This is a genomic window from Arthrobacter sp. Ld5 (genome assembly GCF_051172775.1).
Lineage (GTDB): Bacteria > Actinomycetota > Actinomycetes > Actinomycetales > Micrococcaceae > Arthrobacter_D.
Window position 1 is genome coordinate 311,228 of record NZ_JBPKBO010000022.1, and the last position, 16,627, is coordinate 327,854.

15 protein-coding genes are annotated in these 16,627 nt (G+C 73.0%); 12 read left to right on the plus strand and 3 right to left on the minus strand.

Annotated elements, in window-relative coordinates; all coding sequences use genetic code 11:
• Nucleotides 1-29: 29 nt before the first annotated feature.
• From ACSGDB_RS12195 to ACSGDB_RS12205, 3 genes are all read left to right on the plus strand, one after another.
• Nucleotides 30-1,439, plus strand: coding sequence for a hypothetical protein (locus tag ACSGDB_RS12195; RefSeq protein ID WP_434995031.1), 1,410 nt, complete (start codon nucleotides 30-32; stop codon nucleotides 1,437-1,439).
• Nucleotides 1,440-1,489: 50 nt separating this feature from the next.
• Complete coding sequence (nth, locus tag ACSGDB_RS12200) at nucleotides 1,490-2,293, plus strand: endonuclease III (RefSeq protein ID WP_434995032.1); 804 nt, start codon at nucleotides 1,490-1,492, stop codon at nucleotides 2,291-2,293.
• A 93-nt stretch (nucleotides 2,294-2,386) separates the two neighbouring features.
• Nucleotides 2,387-3,067 (plus strand): NUDIX hydrolase, encoded by a 681-nt coding sequence (locus ACSGDB_RS12205; protein WP_434995033.1) that lies wholly within the window; start codon nucleotides 2,387-2,389, stop codon nucleotides 3,065-3,067.
• A 40-nt stretch (nucleotides 3,068-3,107) separates the two neighbouring features.
• Here ACSGDB_RS12205 and ACSGDB_RS12210 read toward each other — a convergent pair whose 3' ends face one another.
• A complete protein-coding gene (locus ACSGDB_RS12210; RefSeq protein ID WP_434995035.1) occupies nucleotides 3,108-4,802 on the minus strand; it encodes a bifunctional 3'-5' exonuclease/DNA polymerase in 1,695 nt (564 codons plus the stop codon).
• Nucleotides 4,803-4,907: 105 nt separating this feature from the next.
• Between ACSGDB_RS12210 and ssd the strand changes: the two genes are divergently transcribed.
• The 7 genes from ssd (at nucleotide 4,908) to ACSGDB_RS12245 (ending at nucleotide 10,679) form a co-directional block, all read left to right on the plus strand.
• Complete coding sequence (gene ssd, locus ACSGDB_RS12215) at nucleotides 4,908-5,981, plus strand: septum site-determining protein Ssd (RefSeq protein ID WP_434995036.1); 1,074 nt, start codon at nucleotides 4,908-4,910, stop codon at nucleotides 5,979-5,981.
• On the plus strand, nucleotides 5,978-7,378 hold the full coding sequence (locus ACSGDB_RS12220; RefSeq protein ID WP_434995037.1) for a TadA family conjugal transfer-associated ATPase: 1,401 nt from the start codon (nucleotides 5,978-5,980) through the stop codon (nucleotides 7,376-7,378). Before ssd ends, ACSGDB_RS12220 begins: the two co-directional genes overlap by 4 nt.
• Nucleotides 7,375-8,151: a type II secretion system F family protein gene (locus ACSGDB_RS12225; RefSeq protein WP_434995038.1), complete on the plus strand. Its 777-nt coding sequence runs from the start codon at nucleotides 7,375-7,377 to the stop codon at nucleotides 8,149-8,151. The genes ACSGDB_RS12220 and ACSGDB_RS12225 overlap by 4 nt, the downstream gene beginning before the upstream one ends.
• A complete protein-coding gene (locus ACSGDB_RS12230; protein ID WP_434995119.1) occupies nucleotides 8,151-8,831 on the plus strand; it encodes a hypothetical protein in 681 nt (226 codons plus the stop codon). Before ACSGDB_RS12225 ends, ACSGDB_RS12230 begins: the two co-directional genes overlap by 1 nt.
• A gap of 768 nt (nucleotides 8,832-9,599) precedes the next feature.
• On the plus strand, nucleotides 9,600-9,776 hold the full coding sequence (locus ACSGDB_RS12235) for a DUF4244 domain-containing protein (RefSeq protein WP_434995039.1): 177 nt from the start codon (nucleotides 9,600-9,602) through the stop codon (nucleotides 9,774-9,776).
• 107 nt (nucleotides 9,777-9,883) lie between these two features.
• On the plus strand, nucleotides 9,884-10,276 hold the full coding sequence (locus ACSGDB_RS12240) for a TadE family type IV pilus minor pilin (protein WP_434995041.1): 393 nt from the start codon (nucleotides 9,884-9,886) through the stop codon (nucleotides 10,274-10,276).
• The gene (locus ACSGDB_RS12245) at nucleotides 10,269-10,679 is read left to right on the plus strand and encodes an Rv3654c family TadE-like protein (RefSeq protein WP_434995042.1); all 411 of its coding nucleotides are present in this window, start codon (nucleotides 10,269-10,271) and stop codon (nucleotides 10,677-10,679) included. Before ACSGDB_RS12240 ends, ACSGDB_RS12245 begins: the two co-directional genes overlap by 8 nt.
• Before the next feature lie 59 nt (nucleotides 10,680-10,738).
• Here the strand turns inward: ACSGDB_RS12245 and ACSGDB_RS12250 are convergent, their stop codons facing one another.
• Together ACSGDB_RS12250 and ACSGDB_RS12255 are read right to left on the minus strand one after the other, a co-directional pair.
• Complete coding sequence (locus ACSGDB_RS12250; RefSeq protein WP_434995044.1) at nucleotides 10,739-13,180, minus strand: DEAD/DEAH box helicase; 2,442 nt, start codon at nucleotides 13,178-13,180, stop codon at nucleotides 10,739-10,741.
• A gap of 47 nt (nucleotides 13,181-13,227) precedes the next feature.
• Nucleotides 13,228-13,878 (minus strand): GNAT family N-acetyltransferase, encoded by a 651-nt coding sequence (locus tag ACSGDB_RS12255; RefSeq protein ID WP_434995045.1) that lies wholly within the window; start codon nucleotides 13,876-13,878, stop codon nucleotides 13,228-13,230.
• Between the two features lie 84 nt (nucleotides 13,879-13,962).
• Between ACSGDB_RS12255 and ACSGDB_RS12260 the strand changes: the two genes are divergently transcribed.
• Nucleotides 13,963-14,889, plus strand: coding sequence for a rhodanese-related sulfurtransferase (locus tag ACSGDB_RS12260; protein WP_434995046.1), 927 nt, complete (start codon nucleotides 13,963-13,965; stop codon nucleotides 14,887-14,889).
• Nucleotides 14,889-16,526: a DUF7059 domain-containing protein gene (locus ACSGDB_RS12265; RefSeq protein ID WP_434995121.1), complete on the plus strand. Its 1,638-nt coding sequence runs from the start codon at nucleotides 14,889-14,891 to the stop codon at nucleotides 16,524-16,526. Before ACSGDB_RS12260 ends, ACSGDB_RS12265 begins: the two co-directional genes overlap by 1 nt.
• Nucleotides 16,527-16,627: the final 101 nt, after the last annotated feature.

The window sequence follows — 16,627 nt, forward strand, 5'->3', positions numbered from 1 at the left end:
GACACCAGCGCCATGAACGGGAGAACACCATGACCGAAGCATCCGAGGAACACCGCAGCACAGGCCACGGATCGTCCGGCGGCGCGGAGCGGTCCTCCTCCTCCGCGCAGGCCACCGGATCGGATGCGCCGTCCACCGGATCGGACGCGCCGTCCACGGAGAGCCGCCCCGTCGGCCGGAGCCGGGCCCTCGTCGGACCGTTTCCGCTGCGGGAGGTGCTGTTCGGCGGCGGTGTGCTGCTCGTCTTCCTCGGCACCCTGCTGCCGTTCATCGACGGCATCGTGCGCTACGAGAACTTCTGGAACACCGCTCCGCTCTTCTTCGTCGGGATCGGGATCCTCCTGCCCGTGATCGCCCTGGCCCTCGTCGCCGGGCGCCGGCTGGGTAGCTCGGGGCTGCGTGTCGGTTCGCTGTCCGTCGACCAGTTCGCCTCGGTCTCGTCGGTGCTGGCCACGACCTACTTCTTCCTGCAGACGGTGACCCAGTTCCACGTGGGACCGCTGGTGGCGCTGATCGGCGGGCTGGTCATGCTGACGGCGACCGTCCTCGCTCCCTTCCTGCCCGTCCTCAAGGACGATTTCGCGGACCGCCCCGAGGTGCCTGCCCACCCCGCGGCGCGCTCGATCACGGCGGCGCAGCCCCGCCCCGCCAAGCCGGTGAAGGAGGACGCCGCCGCGCAGCCCGCCCTCACGAAGGACACCGCCGCGAAGGACGCCGCCCCATCGGGCCCCCGGTTCGGTCGGAAGGACAAGTCCGGGGTGAACCCCGCCGCTGCGACCGTCCTGCAGAACGGCGCCGGCCTGTACGGGGTGGGGGGAGCGGGAGCCGTGGGCGCCGGCGCCGCTGCCTCGGGCCAGTCCGGGATGGAGCCCGGCACGGCCGACACCTCGCGCAGCACGCCCGGCGATACGTCCGCTGACACCTCCCGCAGCACGCCCGGCGATACGTCCGCTGACACCTCCCGCAGCACGCCCGGCGATACGTCCGCTGACACCTCCCGCAGCGTGTCGGAGGCATCCGAGGGCGGATCCCACGCCGTCGAAGACCGCGACGCGGCTCAGGACGCCGTGGAGGACACGACGTCCTCCACGGCGGTCCAGGCGTCGTCCCCCGGCGAGACCCGGGTCCACGAGGCCGTCCGGGAGGAGCCCGCCCCCGACACCACGCGTCCCTCCGAGGAGCGGGAGCGCCAGGAGCCGATCACCGCGACGCGCTCGGCGGAGGAGGAGCCCGTCGTCGAGGCGTTCTGGTTCGCCGTCGGGTCCCCCCGTCCGGTCTTCGACGAGCAGACGGGCCAGGAGGTCTTCACCCTGCAGCCCGGCGACTGGGAGGTCGGCATCGAGGACCGCGGCAGCGAATTCCTCGTCCAGGACAAGCGGACGGGCGCGATCGGCATCCTCCGGAACCTCCGCAACATCGAACGCGCCCCCCAGGACTGACCCCACCGCTGCGATCCCGACGGGCAGCAGCACCGGAAGGAGACACACGAGTGGCAGGCAGGACAGCGCAGACCGACGAGGAATCGCCGGTCGCACGGAAGCGACGCGCCCGGAAGATCAACCGGATCCTCGGTGAGACCTACCCCTACGCGGTGGCCGAACTCGATTTCAGGAGCCCGTTCGAACTGCTGGTCGCGACGGTGCTCTCGGCCCAGACCACGGACGTGCGCGTCAATCTCACGACGCCCGCGCTGTTCGCGCGCTATCCCGACCCGAAGGCCCTGGCCGAGGCCGAGGAAGCCGAGCTCCAGGAGCTCATCCGGCCCACGGGGTTCTACCGGGCGAAGGCCAACAGCCTGCTCGCACTCTCCCGGCGCCTCGTCGACGACTTCGACGGCGACGTGCCGGCGACGCTCGAGGAACTGGTGACCCTGCCCGGCGTCGGGCGGAAGACGGCCAACGTGGTCCTGGGCAATGCGTTCGGCATCCCGGGAATCACGGTGGACACGCACTTCGGTCGCCTCGCCCGCCGCTTCCGGTGGACGGCGTCGGAGGACCCGGTAAAGGTTGAACAGGACGTGGCGGCCCTCTTCGAGCGCAGGGACTGGACGATGCTCTCGCACCATGTGGTCTTCCACGGCCGGCGGGTCTGCCATGCGAAGAAGCCCGCTTGTGGCGTCTGTCCCGTGGCCGCGCTCTGCCCGTCCTACGGCGACGGGGAGACGGACCCGCTCAAGGCGGCGAAGCTGCTGAAGTACGAACTCGCGCCCGGCCGGGAGGAGCTGCTCGCGTCGATGCGTGCCGGACGCACCCGCGCCGAGCTCCGCGAGGCAGGGCACGGACTGGGTGCCTAGGACCGCCCACCCGCGGCTCGCACGGGAACGCCGGCGCGGACGCCGTCGCAGGGCCGCCCGGCCGGTCACCGGCCGACCCGCGAGGGCCCCGCGGTGACGGCGCGCGACGAGCTCGCCCGCTGGGTGCAGTCCATGCAGGTGACGACGACCCTCCTGCGGACCGACGGGTGGCAGTTCGCGACCCTCGACCCCGCGAAGAGCCGTCGGGCCGCCGTGCTCATCCTGTTCGGGGCGAGGGAGGACCTGCCGTTCCCGGCCTCGGCGCGGCCCGCACCGGACGACGTCGACCTCCTGTTCGTGATGCGCGCCAGTTCCCTGGCACACCACCCCGGGCAGGTGGCGTTTCCCGGCGGGACCATCGACGCCGGGGACCGGGACGAAGGCGCGGCGGCGCTGCGTGAGGCGCGCGAGGAGACCGGCGTGGATCCCGACGGCATCGACATCCTGGGCACGCTGCCCGAAGTGGGACTTCCGGTCAGCAACTTCCTGGTCACTCCGGTGCTCGCGTGGTGGACCGAGCAGTCCCCGGTCTACGCGGTGGACACCGCGGAGTCCGAGCTCGTCTTCCGGTGCGCCGTCAGTACGCTCCTCGATCCGGAGCGTCGGAGGACGGCCGTGGTGCGGCGGGACGGGTTCGTCAGCCGGACCCCCGCCTTCCTCACTCCGGACGCCGTGATCTGGGGGTTCACCGCGATGCTGCTGGACGCGATCTTCGACGGGCTCGGCTGGACGACGCCGTGGGACCGGTCGCTGGAAATCCCCGCACCGCTGTGAGGCGCCGGTGCCATCCGTCGGGGGCCTCCGGTCCGGACGGTTACTTCGCGTCGGCGTAGGAGGTGACGGTGACCGTCGAGATCGAGAACTCGATCGGGATCTCCCCGAAGACCAGCCGGGTCGCGGCCTGCGCGGCGTCGGCGAGGATCGTCGCAGCCTCGGCGGCGTGGTCCTCCGGGACGTGCAGGACCACTTCGTCGTGGAGGAAGAACACGATCCGGCCGCGCGGCTCCGTCATGGTGCTCTCGGTGAGCCGTCGCCGGATCTCCGCGAGCCAGCACAGGGCCCACTCGGCCGCGGTCGCCTGGACCACGAAGTTCCGGGTGAAGCGTCCGCGGGCCCGCGCGGCGCCGTCCGCGCGGCGCTGTTCCTCCGCCGTCGTCGTGCGCTGCCGGGCATGCCACTCCTCCGAGGCGGGCGGGCAGCCCCGGCCGAGGTGGCTCGACACGCCGTCGCCCGATTCCCCGGCCCGCGCGGCCGCCTCCACGACGCCGATGGCCCGCGGGTACGCGCGCGTCAGCTGGGGCATCAGGCGCCCGGATTCGCCGCTCGTCGCGCCGTACATGGCCCCGAGCATGGCGAGCTTCGCCTTCGAGCGGTCGCCGCCGAAGCCCTGGTCGGCGATGCCCTGGTAGAGGTCCCGGCCCCGGGCCGCCGCCGCGAGCGCCGAGTCCCGTCCGAGGGCCGCGAGGACCCGCGGCTCGAGTTGCGCGGCGTCCGCGACGACGAACACGTGCCCCGGGTCGGCGCGGACGGCGTCCCTGACCTGCCGCGGGATCTGCAGGGCTCCGCCACCGCGTGAGGCCCATCGCCCGGACACCGATCCACCCACCACGTACTCCGGCCGGAAGCGCCCGTCCCGGATCCACGTGTCGAGCCAGGTCCAGCCGTTCGCCGTCAGGAGCCGCGACAGCTTCTTGTAGGCGAGCAGCGGCTCGATGGCCGGGTGCTGCTGCTGCTCGAGCTCCCAGGACCGGGTCGTCCTCACCTCGATGCCTGCCCGGTGCAGGGCCCGCAGGACCTCCTGCGGGGAGTCCGGGTTGAGCGCCGGGCTGCCGAGGGCCTGGCGCAGTTCCCCGGCGAGCCGTTCGAGTCCCGCCGGCCGGACGCCTTCGGCCGGTCGCGGCCCCAGGGCCCGTTCGAGGAGGTCCTCGTGCACGTCCGCGCGCCAGGGCAGCCCCGAGTGCTCCATCTCGGACGCGATCAGCGCGCCCGCGGATTCCGCGGCGACGAGGAGGCCCAGGCGCCCGGGATCGGCGGCGCCCGCGATCGTGGAGAGCTGCTGGGTGAATTCCTCGACGACGTCGTCGAGGAGCGGACCCGTGGCCTCGCGCGGCTCGTCGAACAGCGAGTGCTGGTTGGGCGGGGGCGGGGGAGGGAGCAGCGTCCGGGGAGGTTCGGTGCCGTCCGTCGCGAGGGCCGCGGTCCGGATCGACGCGAGGTAGGGCGACGGCGGGCAGGACGGGGCGTTCGCGAGGAGGGCGCGGGTGAGGCCGAGGTCGCGGCAGCGGTCGACGTCGACCCCCGCCGCCAGGAGATCGGGATACCAGAGCCTCGTGCCCGCCCAGACCCAGATCGGCCGCGGGGGCCCTGCCTGTGCGACGGCGGCGGGCAGTCGGTCGGCGTTCACCAGCAGCGGCTCGCCGACGCGCCGGCCCGCGGCGTCCAGCGGCTGGAGCGCCACGGAGCCGCGGCTGTCGCGGGTCGGCGGACCGGGCGCCAGAGCGATGTACATGTCCATATCATCGGCCGCACCACTGTCATTCCCGCAATCCGGGGCGTTGTCCACATAGGGCGTCCCGGGCACGCCGCACGGGTCCCTCCGGGGAATGCTTCAGGGATGACTCAGCAGACCCTTCCCCCGACGGAACGACGGCCGGTGGTCCTCGCCGGCGGTTCCCAGTTCGTCCAGGACCAGGTGGCGCGTGCCTGCGCGGCCGCGGGGGTCACCCCGCACTTCGCCCCCGACCTCGCGCAGGCCCTTCCCCTCGAGCCGGCCGTGCTGCTCCTCGGCGCCGACCAGGCGGTCGGCGGGATGCCGGGGCATCGCGAGGTCATCGTCGTCGGCGCAGCGGACGACGAGGCGAGGGCGTGGACGGCCGCGGCGACCGTCGCGTCCTCCCGCGTGGTCATCGTCCCGCAGGGGGCAGGCTGGCTCGCGGAGCACCTGGGCAGACGCCTCAACCCGGCGGCGTCGGGCGCAGTGGTCGGCTTCCTCGGGGCGGCCGGCGGGGCGGGGGTGAGCACGTTCGCCTTCTGGTGCGCACGCCATGCCGCCGACCTGGGGACGTCCACACTGCTGGTGGACGGGCATCCCCTGGGCGGCGGTCTGGACCTGGCCCTCGGGATCGAGGAGCGCCCGGGTGTGCGCTGGCACGACCTGCGTGATCTCCGGGGGACCCTCAACGTCGAACAGCTCGCGGCGGCGCTGCCTGCCGAAGGGCGCCTCGCCGTCCTGTCCCACGCCGCGCATCCCGACGCGGCAGGCCCACACCCCGGCCACGGGATGGAGTCCGCCGCCGCCGTCCTCGATGCCGCCCGCGGGGCGTTCGAGCTCAGCGTCGTCGATCTCGGCAGCGCCGGGAGCGCGGCGATCCAGGCCCTGGTGCCGCTGTGCGACCAACTCGTCCTCCTGGTGCCGTCCCGGCCACGGAGCGCCGTCGCGGTGGCCCGCATCCTCGAGGCACACGGCTCCCTGCCGACGACCGTCGTCCTGCGCGGCCCGGTGCTCGACGGACTAGACGCTTGGCTCGTCGCCGATCTCGCCGGGCGCCCCGGGCCGCTGCCGTACCTGCCCTTCGTCCGGGGATCCTCGACGGCGGAAGCCACCGGCAGGATGTTGGACTTCCCGCTGCCCCGAAGGGCCAGGAAACTCGTCGAATCGGTCGTCGCCGGTCTGGAGGTGGCGGCATGAGACGGTCCGGGGAGAACGGCATGACCGAGGCGTGGGCGGTCCGGGGCACCGTGGGAGCGCCCACCCGGCGACAGCTGCGTGCGACGGGCGGACGGGTGCCGACCGCCGTGGGCGGGGCGACCGACGCGGGAGCAGGGGGTGACCCGGGCACGGAATCGATGGTGGAATCGGTTCGCCGGGCCGTTCTCGCGGGGACCGTCCCGGCCACCGGAGCAGCATTCGCGGACGCCGTCGGCGCGAGCGGCAGGCTGCTCGGCTCGCAGGGCACCCTCTCCGCGCTCGACCGGGTGCGGGCGGAACTCAAAGGGCTGGGCCCACTCGAGCACCTCCTCGCCGAGGAGTCGATCACCGACATCCTCGTCAATGGACCGGACGATGTGTGGGTGGACGGTCCGAAGGGCCTGCGCCGCATCGGGTGCGCCTTCGCCTCCGATGCGGACGTGCGGGCACTGGCCGTCCGCCTGGTGGCGGCGGGCGGACGGCGCCTCGACGACGGCTGCCCCGCCGTCGATGTCCGGCTCGAGGGTCTGCGCGTGCACGCCGTCCTCCCGCCGATCTCGACGGCGGGGACCCTGCTCTCCATCAGGATCCGCCGCGCACGGATGTTCTCGCTCGGGGACCTCGTGGACAGCGGCACGGTCGCGCCGATGATGGCCGAGGTGCTCCGGCAGGTGATGCGGCACCGCCTGAACTTCCTCATCAGCGGGGCGACGGGGACGGGCAAGACCACCCTCCTGGCCACCCTGCTCGGCCTGGCCGGGCACCATGAGCGCGTGGTGCTCGTCGAGGACGCAGCGGAGCTGAGCCCCGAGCACCCGCACACGGTCGGGCTGCAGGCGCGCCACGGCAACCTGGAGGGCGCGGGCGTGCTGGACCTCACCGAGCTCGTCCGGCAGGCGTTGCGGATGCGACCGGACCGGCTCGTGGTGGGGGAGTGCCGGGGCGCCGAGGTCCGCGAACTCCTCGCGGCGATGAACACGGGGCACGACGGCGGCGGCGCGACCATCCACGCCAACTCCGCCGAGGCGGTACCCGCGCGGCTCGGCGCCCTCGCGGCCCTCGCCGGGCTCACCCCGGAGGGGGTGGCGCTCCAGGCGGCGAGCGCCGTCGACGTGGTGGTGCACGTGGTGCGCGATGCGCGGGGCAGGCGCGTGGCGAGCATCGGCAGCCTGGAGCTGGCCCGCACGGGGGAGCTCACCGTGACGCCCATCCTCACCGATGCAGGGGAGGGCTGCCGCCGCGCTGCTGGCTGGCACAGCTTCGCGCAGCGGGTGGGTTGGCCCGGGACCGGACGGGAGGCCGACGCAGCGGCGGACGCACCGCAGGGTGAGGGACAGCCCCCGGACCGCGACCACGGGCCGGGGCGCGGGCCGGGGCGTGGACAGCACGTCCGGTGACCGGGATCGCTGTGGCCGTCCTGCTGGCCGCCGCCGGCATCACCTTCGCACTCTCGCGGACCGGCCGGCGACGCGTGGTGCCCGGGGCCGGTCAGGGACGTGTCCTGACGGCAGGCTCCGCGCAGCCACGGAGGTCCCTCGGCGAGGACCACGGACGGGCGGCGGCACACCGCACCGTCGACCTGCACGAGCTTCCCCTGTTCGTGCACCAGCTCGCGGGTCTCCTCCGCGCGGGGCGCCCTCCGCATCACCTGTGGGAGGACATGGAGCGCGTCCACACGGACGGACGGACCGCTTTCGCGGCGGCCGCGCTGCCGGTGATCGCGACGGCCCGGCGGGCAGCCGAGCTCGGACTGAGCGTCCCCGATGCTCTCCGTCAGGCGCTGGACACCGGATCTGGCCCGCCGAGGGGAGGGGCCGGTGCCCAGGTCGACCGGCTGTGGATCGACCTCGCCGGGTGCCTGATCGTCGCGGAGCGCAGCGGCGCGCCCCTGGCCGGCATCCTCGAGCAGTACGCCAGGCAGCTCGACACCCAGCTCGACAGCCTGTCCGCGCGCGAGACGGCGCTCGCCGGACCACGAGCCACGGTCCTGCTTCTCGCCTGGCTCCCGGCCGTGGGACTCGTCCTGGCCCTCGCCCTCGGCGTGAACCCGCTGGAGGTGCTCCTGGGGTCCGCCCTCGGACGGTTGACGCTCGCCGTCGGCGTCGTGCTCATGCTCCTGGCCCGCCTCTGGTCCCGCCATCTGGTCGGGCGGGTCGACGGTACGCCGTGATGGCAGGGCTGGTCGTCGGCCTCCTCCTCGCCGGCGGAACGCTGGTCCTGACCGCGCCGTCGGGCCGCCTGCAGCGCGTCACCGGCGCACCGATGGATCGGGCGTTCCGCGGGGGCGTCCAGGACGGCCCCCTCATCCTCGATCTGCTGGCCGCCGTGCTGTCCGCGGGAGCATCCGTCGAAAGCGCGCTCATGGTGGTGGGGGAAGCCTGTGATCCCGCCGTGGGTTCGGTGCTGGCGCGGGTGCGTGCTGCCCGGCTCCTCGGTGCCTCCTGGGATGCCGCGTGGGATGCCGGGGCGGTGGACGGCCGCTCCGACGCCGAGCCGTCCACCGGCGTGCCGCCCGCCGATCGGGGCGCGGACGGTCGTCGGGTGGCAGGCCGGTGGTCCATGCGCCCGCGGTCGCCGTCCGGACGGTCGGCCCGCGTCCGGTACGACCCGCTGCTGATCGTCGAGGACGTCCGGCAGGGTCTGCGGTTCGGCACGGCGACCGGGGCGCCGTCTGCTGCGCTCCTGCACGCGCACGCGGCCCAGCTTCGACGGCGACGCAACCGCGAGGTGGACAGGAGGGCCGCCGCGCTGGGTGTCCGGCTCGTCATGCCGCTCGGCCTGTGCTCCCTCCCGGCGTTCATCTGCCTGGGCATCGTCCCGGTGGTCCTGGGTCTGCTCCCCGACCTGTAGCCCGGCAGTCTTCGCCGGCCCGTCGTGCCGCCGGCCCGTCGTGCCGCCGGCCCGTCGTGCCGTCGCCGTCGTGCCGCCGCCGGGCCTTCGTACCGTCGCCCCCGTCGTGCCTTCGCGCCGTCGCCCCCGTCGTGCCTTCGCGCCGTCGCCCCCGTCGTGCCTTCGCGCCGTCGCCCCCGTCGTGCCTTTGTGCCGGACGGTGCCGGCCGATGCGGCCCGTACACCCTGCACGACCACGCGGCCGTCTCCGACGGGGCGGAGCCCGGTTATCCACTTAGCCACTGCTCCCGTCCACGGCCGACTCCCGGCTGGCCAGAGTTGATGCAGCGACATTCGTCGCTCACAGCATGTGGGGGTGACTCCACACCGATGAAAGGGCATGCCATGGCGATCGAGACGCAGCATACGGAGGAGTGGGCCTCGGCACTCCGGGCTCCCCAGACGGAGTCCGGAGGCCTCCGCGCCGGTCGAAGCAGCGCGTTCACAAACGCTGCAGAGCACGGGGCGCAGGGCCAGACGCCGGGGAGCCGGTCGGGGGAGCGCCGGCGGGAGCCGATCCTGATGCCCCCGGTGCCATCGCTGCCACCACGGTCTCCGCGCGGCGAGGAGTGTGCGGGGAACCCCGTGTCGTTCATCCGGTGGGCACCGTCCACGGAGGCTCAACCCGAGGCCGAGGCCGAGCAATCCGATGGCCCTGGATCCGGTGGGTTCGCGGACCGGGCGACACGGCGGGCCCAGGCACGGCGCCGGCGGGCCAATGATCGGGTCATGCGGCAGGGCCGGGGACAAAGTACGGATCAGGAGGCCGGCATGGCGACCGCCGAGTACGCCATCGCCACGCTCGCCGCCGTCGGGTTCGCAGCGCTCCTCGTTGCGGTCCTGTCCAGCGGTGAGATCAAGGGGCTCCTCATGTCCCTCATCACCTCGGCGCTGAGCTTCGGCTGATGCGGACCGGCCGGGGAGGGGCTGGTCGGACCGGGGCGGAACGCGCGGACAGGGAACCCCCGACACGATCGCGGGAGCACGGGCCTCCCTCCGCTCCGTGCTGCCCGGTGCTCGCCCGGCCGCTCCGCGGGAGGCACACCCGGAGCGAACGGGCAGCGGGGACGCAGCGAGGATCCGTCACCGCCGAGGTCGCGGTCGTGCTCCCCGCCGTGGTCGTCCTGCTCGCACTCCTGCTCGCGACAGCCCACGTCGGCGCCGTGCAGCTGCGCCTGGAGGAGGCTGCGCGGGCCGGTGCACGGGAGGTGATGCGGGGCGAGAGCACCGCGAGCGTGCAGCAGACCGTGCAACGCCTCGCCGGGCGCACCGCGACCGCGCAGGTCGGGCGGGACGGGGAATGGACGACCGTCGAGGTGCGGGCGCGGGTGGAGGGTCCGCTCGTGGAGTTCATGGACCTCGACCTGCACGCATCGGCATCGGGACGGAGGGAACACGATGGATGAACCACCGGAGGAGGAGCAGGCCACGTCGCGGGGGAACGCGGCGCCCTCGCGCCCTGCCGACGCAGAGCGGGGCGCCGGCACGATCCTGATGGGGGCACTCTCCCTCCTGGCGCTCCTGCTGGTCGCCTCGGCGGTGCTCCTGCTCCAGGCCGCATCAGCAGCCTCGAAGGCAGCGACGGCGGCCGACCTCGCGGCGCTCGCTGCCGCGGACACCGCCCGGGGGCTCTCCTCCGGGGAGCCCTGCGCGGCGGCCTCGGCCGTGGCGGGACAGCACGGTGCCGTGGTCGAGGCCTGCGAGATCGGTGCGACCGGTGTCGGGACCGCTGTCGTCCGGGTGTCCGTGGGCGTGCCCGGCCTGCTTCCGGACGCCGGGGGCAGAGCTCGGGCCGGTCCGCCGCCATGACGCCGGCGCCGACGCCGACGCCGATGGTGACGCCGCCCCGGACAATGACCCCCGGACCGTCAGGCTCCGGAGGCCCTCGCTCCGGTCTTCGGTCCCGACGGCACGTCCTGCCCGGACGGAGTCTCCCGCCCCGGCGCATCCGATCGCGACACCCCGGGGAGGGCGCCACCGGAGGTGGTGCTGCCGGCGGCCTGCTGGAGGATCAGGGACAGCACCGCCACGGCACCACCCTTGCTCAACGGGTTGTTCCGGTTGCCGCACTTCGGGGATTGGACGCAGGAGGGACAGCCGGACTCGCACTCGCAGGCTTCGATCGCGTCGCGGGTCGCCGACAGCCAGGTGCGGGCCGCCTCGAACCCCCGCTCGGCGAACCCGGCGCCGCCCGGGTGTCCGTCGTAGACGAAGATGGTCGGCAGGCCGGTATCGGCATGCAGGGCTGTCGACACACCCCCGATGTCCCAGCGGTCGCTCGAGGCGACGAGCGGGAGCAGTCCGATCGCCGCGTGCTCGGCGGCGTGGAGCGCCCCCGGGAGCTCCTCGGCGAGGATCCCTTCGGCTTCGAGCAGCTCCGGACTGATCTCGAACCAGACGCTCTTCGTGAACAGGTTACGCGCCGCCAGTTCGAGCGGCTCCTCGCCGAGGACCTCGTTCGAGGAGAAGGCCTTGCGCTGGAAGGAAACCACCTGGGTCGTCACCTTCACGTCCCCGAAACTCGCGAGGACGCCGCCCCACAGGCTGCTCACGTCCCGGTCGATGACCTCGATCTGCGTGACGTCCCGCGCCTGCGTGTAGTAGTCGGGGTGGGCGCGCGCCACGACGGCACAGCGGTCCTGCTCATTGAGGTCCTGGACGACGTACGTGCGGCCCTGGTGCACGTACACGGCGCCGGGGTGGGCCTGGTAGTGGCTCTGTGGCGAGTCCATCGTCCCGAGCAGGGCGCCGGAGTCGGTCTCCACGATGTTGATCGGCCCGCCGCCGTCGGCCCTGAGGTTCACCATCCCGGCGGCACTCTGGGGGTGGGTCCAGAACCATCCGGCGGGACGGCGCCGCAGGAAGCCCTGCTCGCACAGCGTGCCGAGCAGGTCCTCCGAGGTGGGACCGAACATGGGCAGATCCTTCTCGGTCAGCGGCAGTTCGGCTGCGGCGGCACAGAGGTGCGGTCCCAGCACATAGGGGTTCGACGGATCGAAGACCGTCGCTTCGACGGCGAGGTCGAACACCGCTTCCGGGTGGTGGACGAGATAGGTGTCCAGGGGGTCGTCGCTCGCCACGAAGGCCGCGAGGGCGTCCTGGCCGGAGCGGCCCGCCCGGCCGATCTGCTGCATCAGGGAGGCGCGGGTTCCCGGCCACCCCGCCACGAGGACGGCATCGAGGCCGGAGATGTCGATCCCGAGTTCCAGGGCCGAGGTGCTCGCCACGCCCAGCAGTTCGCCGCTGCGCAGCGACGCCTCGAGGGCACGCCGCTCCTCCGGGAGATACCCGGAACGGTAGGCGGCGATGCGGTGCGGCAGGCTCGGGTGCACGTCCTCGAGCATCCGGCGCGAGGTCTGCGCGATGCTCTCCGCGCCCCGCCTGGACTTGATGAACGCGATGGTCCGCACGGAGGAGGAGACGAGGTTGGCCAGGAGGTCCGAGGCCTCGGCGATCACGGTCCGCCGGGTGGGTGCCCCGTTCTCGCCCTTCCTGCCGGTGAGCTGCGGCTCCCAGAACGCGACCGTCGTGGAGCCGTGCGGCGAGCTGTCCCGGTCGACGGCGCGCGCCGGAGCGCCGATGAGCTTCCCGAAGGACGCGGCTGGCTCCGCCGACGTCGCGGATGCCCCGATGAACACGGGGTCCGCGCCGTAGCTCGCGCAGATGCGCCGCAGGCGCCGCAGGAGGTTCGCGACGTGGGACCCGAACACGCCACGGTAGCTGTGGGCCTCGTCGATGATCACGTACTTCAGGCGTCGGAAGAACCGCGCCCACCAGGTGTGGTTCGGCAGGATGCCGTAATGGAGCATGTCGGGGTTCGCGAGGACCAGGTTGGCGTGGTCGCGGATCCAGCGGCGGGCTCCCGACTCGGTGTCACCGTCGTAGGTCTCCGCGCGGACCGTGGGCAGGCCCAGCGCGTTGACGGCCGACAGCTGGTCGGCGGCCAGCGCCTTCGTGGGGGCCAGGTACAGGGCGACGGACCCGGTGGGCGCCAGCGTGGCGCGGTCCAGCAGTTCGCTGCGGTGGATCTCGTCGAGTACCGGCAGCTGGTAGCAGAGGGACTTCCCCGACGCGGTCCCGGTCGCGATGATGGTGTGCGCGCCGTCGTGGGCGGAGGTGGCACCCTCCGCCTGGTGGCGCCAGGGCTGGTGGACGCCGCGCCGGGTGAACGCCTCGACGACGTCGGGGTGCGCCCAGGCCGGCCACGGCGCGTTCTCCGCGTCGCGGGCGGGGATCTCACGGACATGCAGCAGCTGCTCGGGGTCGGGTCCACCCCCGAGCAGGGGGATGAGGGAGTCACGCGCAGCCACCGGGCCATTCTTCCATCGGCGGACGGCCGGGACGGTGGAAATGCGCCTTATCCTCTGATGACGAACACGTCGGCGAGGTGCTCCCAGTCGAGGAACTCGTAGAGCGCGCGGCCGTCGGCCGACGCCATGAGCAGGCCGGTGGTCACGTCGTCCTCGAGGACCCCCGCGGTGAGGGCGCGCATGACGAAGCTGCCCAGCCCCCGCCGTCGGTAGCTCTCCTCCGTGATGATGCGGTCATAGACCGCGTAGTCGCCCACGGCCACCACGGACCCGCGGGCCGCGAGCTCTCCGTGGGCGCGGACCAGGACGCGGCGGCAGCCGTCGTCGCCGATACGCTCCAGCGTGTAGTCGTCACCGGGAGGGCGCGGATCCTCGACGTCCTGGCCGCTCATGTCCACGCTCATCAGGGCCTGCTGTCGGTCGGTGACCCGCACGCCGAGCGGGTGCGCCGCGTCGATCAGCTCCCGCATCCGGTTGGTGACGACCGTCAGCTTCCGTGTGGGGTCCTGCTTCGTCTCGGCGGCGAGCTCGAGGAACTGCTCGGTGGTGGGTTCGAACAGGAAGTGTTCGGTCTGGTTCTGCTCGTCCGTGAGCACGACGGAGGTGCTGCGACCGTCGTCATGACGCTCGTAGCCCCGACACCTGGACCATCCGGTGAGCCAGGTCTGGAGGAGTTCGTTGTCTGCATGGGCGTTCATGTCCTGACGATAGTTGTCCGGCGGCGCCGATGGTATAAAAGGCCCCGAGGTGACGGTTATGAGTCGCGAAGTAGGCTTTAAATCGTGTCGATGAACCGGATTGCCCTGTACTACGCCTTCGCGCCCCTGCCCGATCCCGAAGCCATCAGGCTGTGGCAGCGGGCCCTCTGTGAGAAGTGGGGGCTGCGCGGCAGGATCCTCATCTCCAAGGACGGCATCAACGGCACCGTGGGCGGGGAGATCGGCGCTGTGAAGCAGTACGTCAGGACCACGCGCGAATATCCGGCCTTCAAGGGGCTGGAGATCAAGTGGTCCGACGGCGGCGCGGAGGACTTCCCGCGGCTCAGTGTCAGGGTCCGCGACGAGATCGTCTCCTTCGGCGCCCCCGGCGAGCTGAGGGTCGACGGGAACGGCGTGGTGGGCGGCGGTGTCCACCTGGCCCCGGAGGAACTGCACGCGCTCGTCGACGCCCGGCGCGAGGCGGGGGAGGAGGTCGTCTTCTTCGACGGGAGGAACGCGCTCGAGGCGCAGATCGGTCGCTTCAAGGGCGCAGTCGTCCCCGATGTGCGGACGACGCACGACTTCGTCCGCGAGCTCGACTCGGGCAAGTACGACGACCTGAAGGACAAGCCCGTGGTCACCTACTGCACGGGCGGGATCCGCTGCGAGGTGCTCTCCAGCCTCATGGTCAACCGTGGCTTCCGGGAGGTGTACCAGCTCGACGGCGGAATCGTCCGCTACGGCGAGAAGTACCGGGACGCCGGGTTGTGGGAGGGCTCGCTGTACGTCTTCGACAAGAGGATGCACCTCGAGTTCAGCGACGACGCCGTGACGCTCGGCAGGTGCGTGCGCTGCCAGGCTCCGACCAGCACGTACGAGAACTGCTCCAACCAGTCCTGCCGCAACCTCACCCTGTACTGCACCGCGTGCGCGGCCGATCCCTCGACCCTGCGGTGCCCGCAGGGCTGCGAGTCGGACGAGGCCGAGGCGACGGCTGCGGGCGCCGCGTGATGCGGGCGGATGCCCCGGCCTGGCCGGAATTCGACGACGACGTCGCGTCCGCGCCGTCGAGCCGGGACCTCGACGCCCTCGCGGTCCTGGCCGAGGACCTGCGCTCCCTCGACTACTCGGTCGAGGGCGTCGAGGCCCTCCTCGGCGCGGCCGCGTACACGGCCCTCGGCCGGGGCCAGCTCGTCCCGGCCCTGCTGGCATCGCGTCGCCGCGCCGACGCGGACGACGCGCGCGCCACCCCCGTGCTCCTGTGGCTGCTCGGCGAGACCGTCGCCGGGCAGGACCTCGGACGGGCCTTCCCCGGCAGCGGCTTGGCGGGCCTCGAGCAGCTGAGGCTCATCGAGCGCGTGCCGGAGAGCGCGACGGCCCCCGCCGTGCCCCGCTGGCGCGCCGCCGTCGAGCTCCGCCCGTACGGTTCCGACGTCGGAGGCAATCTCTGGGTGGCGAGCGACCTCGGCTCCGAGCAGCGCCCCGGCCCCCTGCGCCACGACCACGTCCTGGGAATCGGCGGAGCCTCACTGACCCTCGCCCAGACGGTCCTGAGGACGCCGGTCGGGCGGGCGCTGGACCTGGGGACGGGCTGCGGCATTCAGGCCTTCCACCTGCTGGGCCACGCCGCCCACGTGACCGTGACCGACATCTCGGCCCGGGCCCTGGCCTTCGCCCGCTTCAACCTCCTCCTGAACGCGCCAGCGCTGGACGTCGATCCCCGCCGGCCCGGCACGCGGGTCAGCCTCCGCCTCGGCAGCCTCCTCGACCCGGTCCGCGGGGAGGAGTTCGACCTCGTGGTGTCCAACCCGCCCTTCGTCATCACCCCGCGCACCGGTACGCCGGAGGAGTCCTACACCTACCGCGACGGCGGCCTCGCGGGCGACGCGATCGTCGAGACGCTGGTCGGGGCGTTGCCGGACGTCCTCGCGCCGGGCGGGGCGGCGCAGCTTCTCGGCAACTGGGAGATCACCGAAGGGACGCCGTGGGACCGCCGCATCGGGCAGTTCGTGCCTCCCGGCGTCGACGCGTGGGTCATCCAGCGCGAGCAGCTGACCCCGGTGCAGTACGCCGAGACGTGGCTGCGGGACGCCGCCGAGAACCGCGACCGCGACGCGTACGTGGCGAGCTTCGCCGCCTATCTCGCCGACTTCGCCGCCCGCGACGTCGAGGGCATCGGCTTCGGGTCCGTCTGGCTGCGGCGCCCCCGCACCCCGAGCGACCTCGTCCGGGTGACGCTCGAGGAGATCACCCACGACATCGAACAGCCCGTGGGCCCGCACCTCGCCGCGGCGATCGGCCGCAGCGACTGGCTCGCGGCCCACACCGAGCAGGCCGCGTCCGGGATCGGCATCGCCGACGAGTTCCTGCTCGTCGCCGAGGACGTCACCGAGGAACGCCACCAGCGGCCCGGCGCCGAACACCCCGGTGTCATCCTGCTGCGGCAGGGTGCCGGTCTCCGGCGCACCACCCTGCTCAGCACCGAATTGGCCGGGTTCGCCTCCGCATGCGACGGCGAGCTCACGGCCGGGCAGATTGCGGGAGCGCTCGCCATGCTGCTGGACAGGCCCGACGCCGCGTTCACCTCGGAGCTGCTGCTGGACGTCGAGCAGCTCGTCCGGGAGGGCTTCCTCCTTCCGGCCCCCTGAAACCTGCCATTAGTCTTGTGCGGGTACTCATGGCGCATACTGTGAGGTGAGCCCGGCAGCGGGATCCGGACCGGATACCGAGGATCTGCCGCGGCACCCGC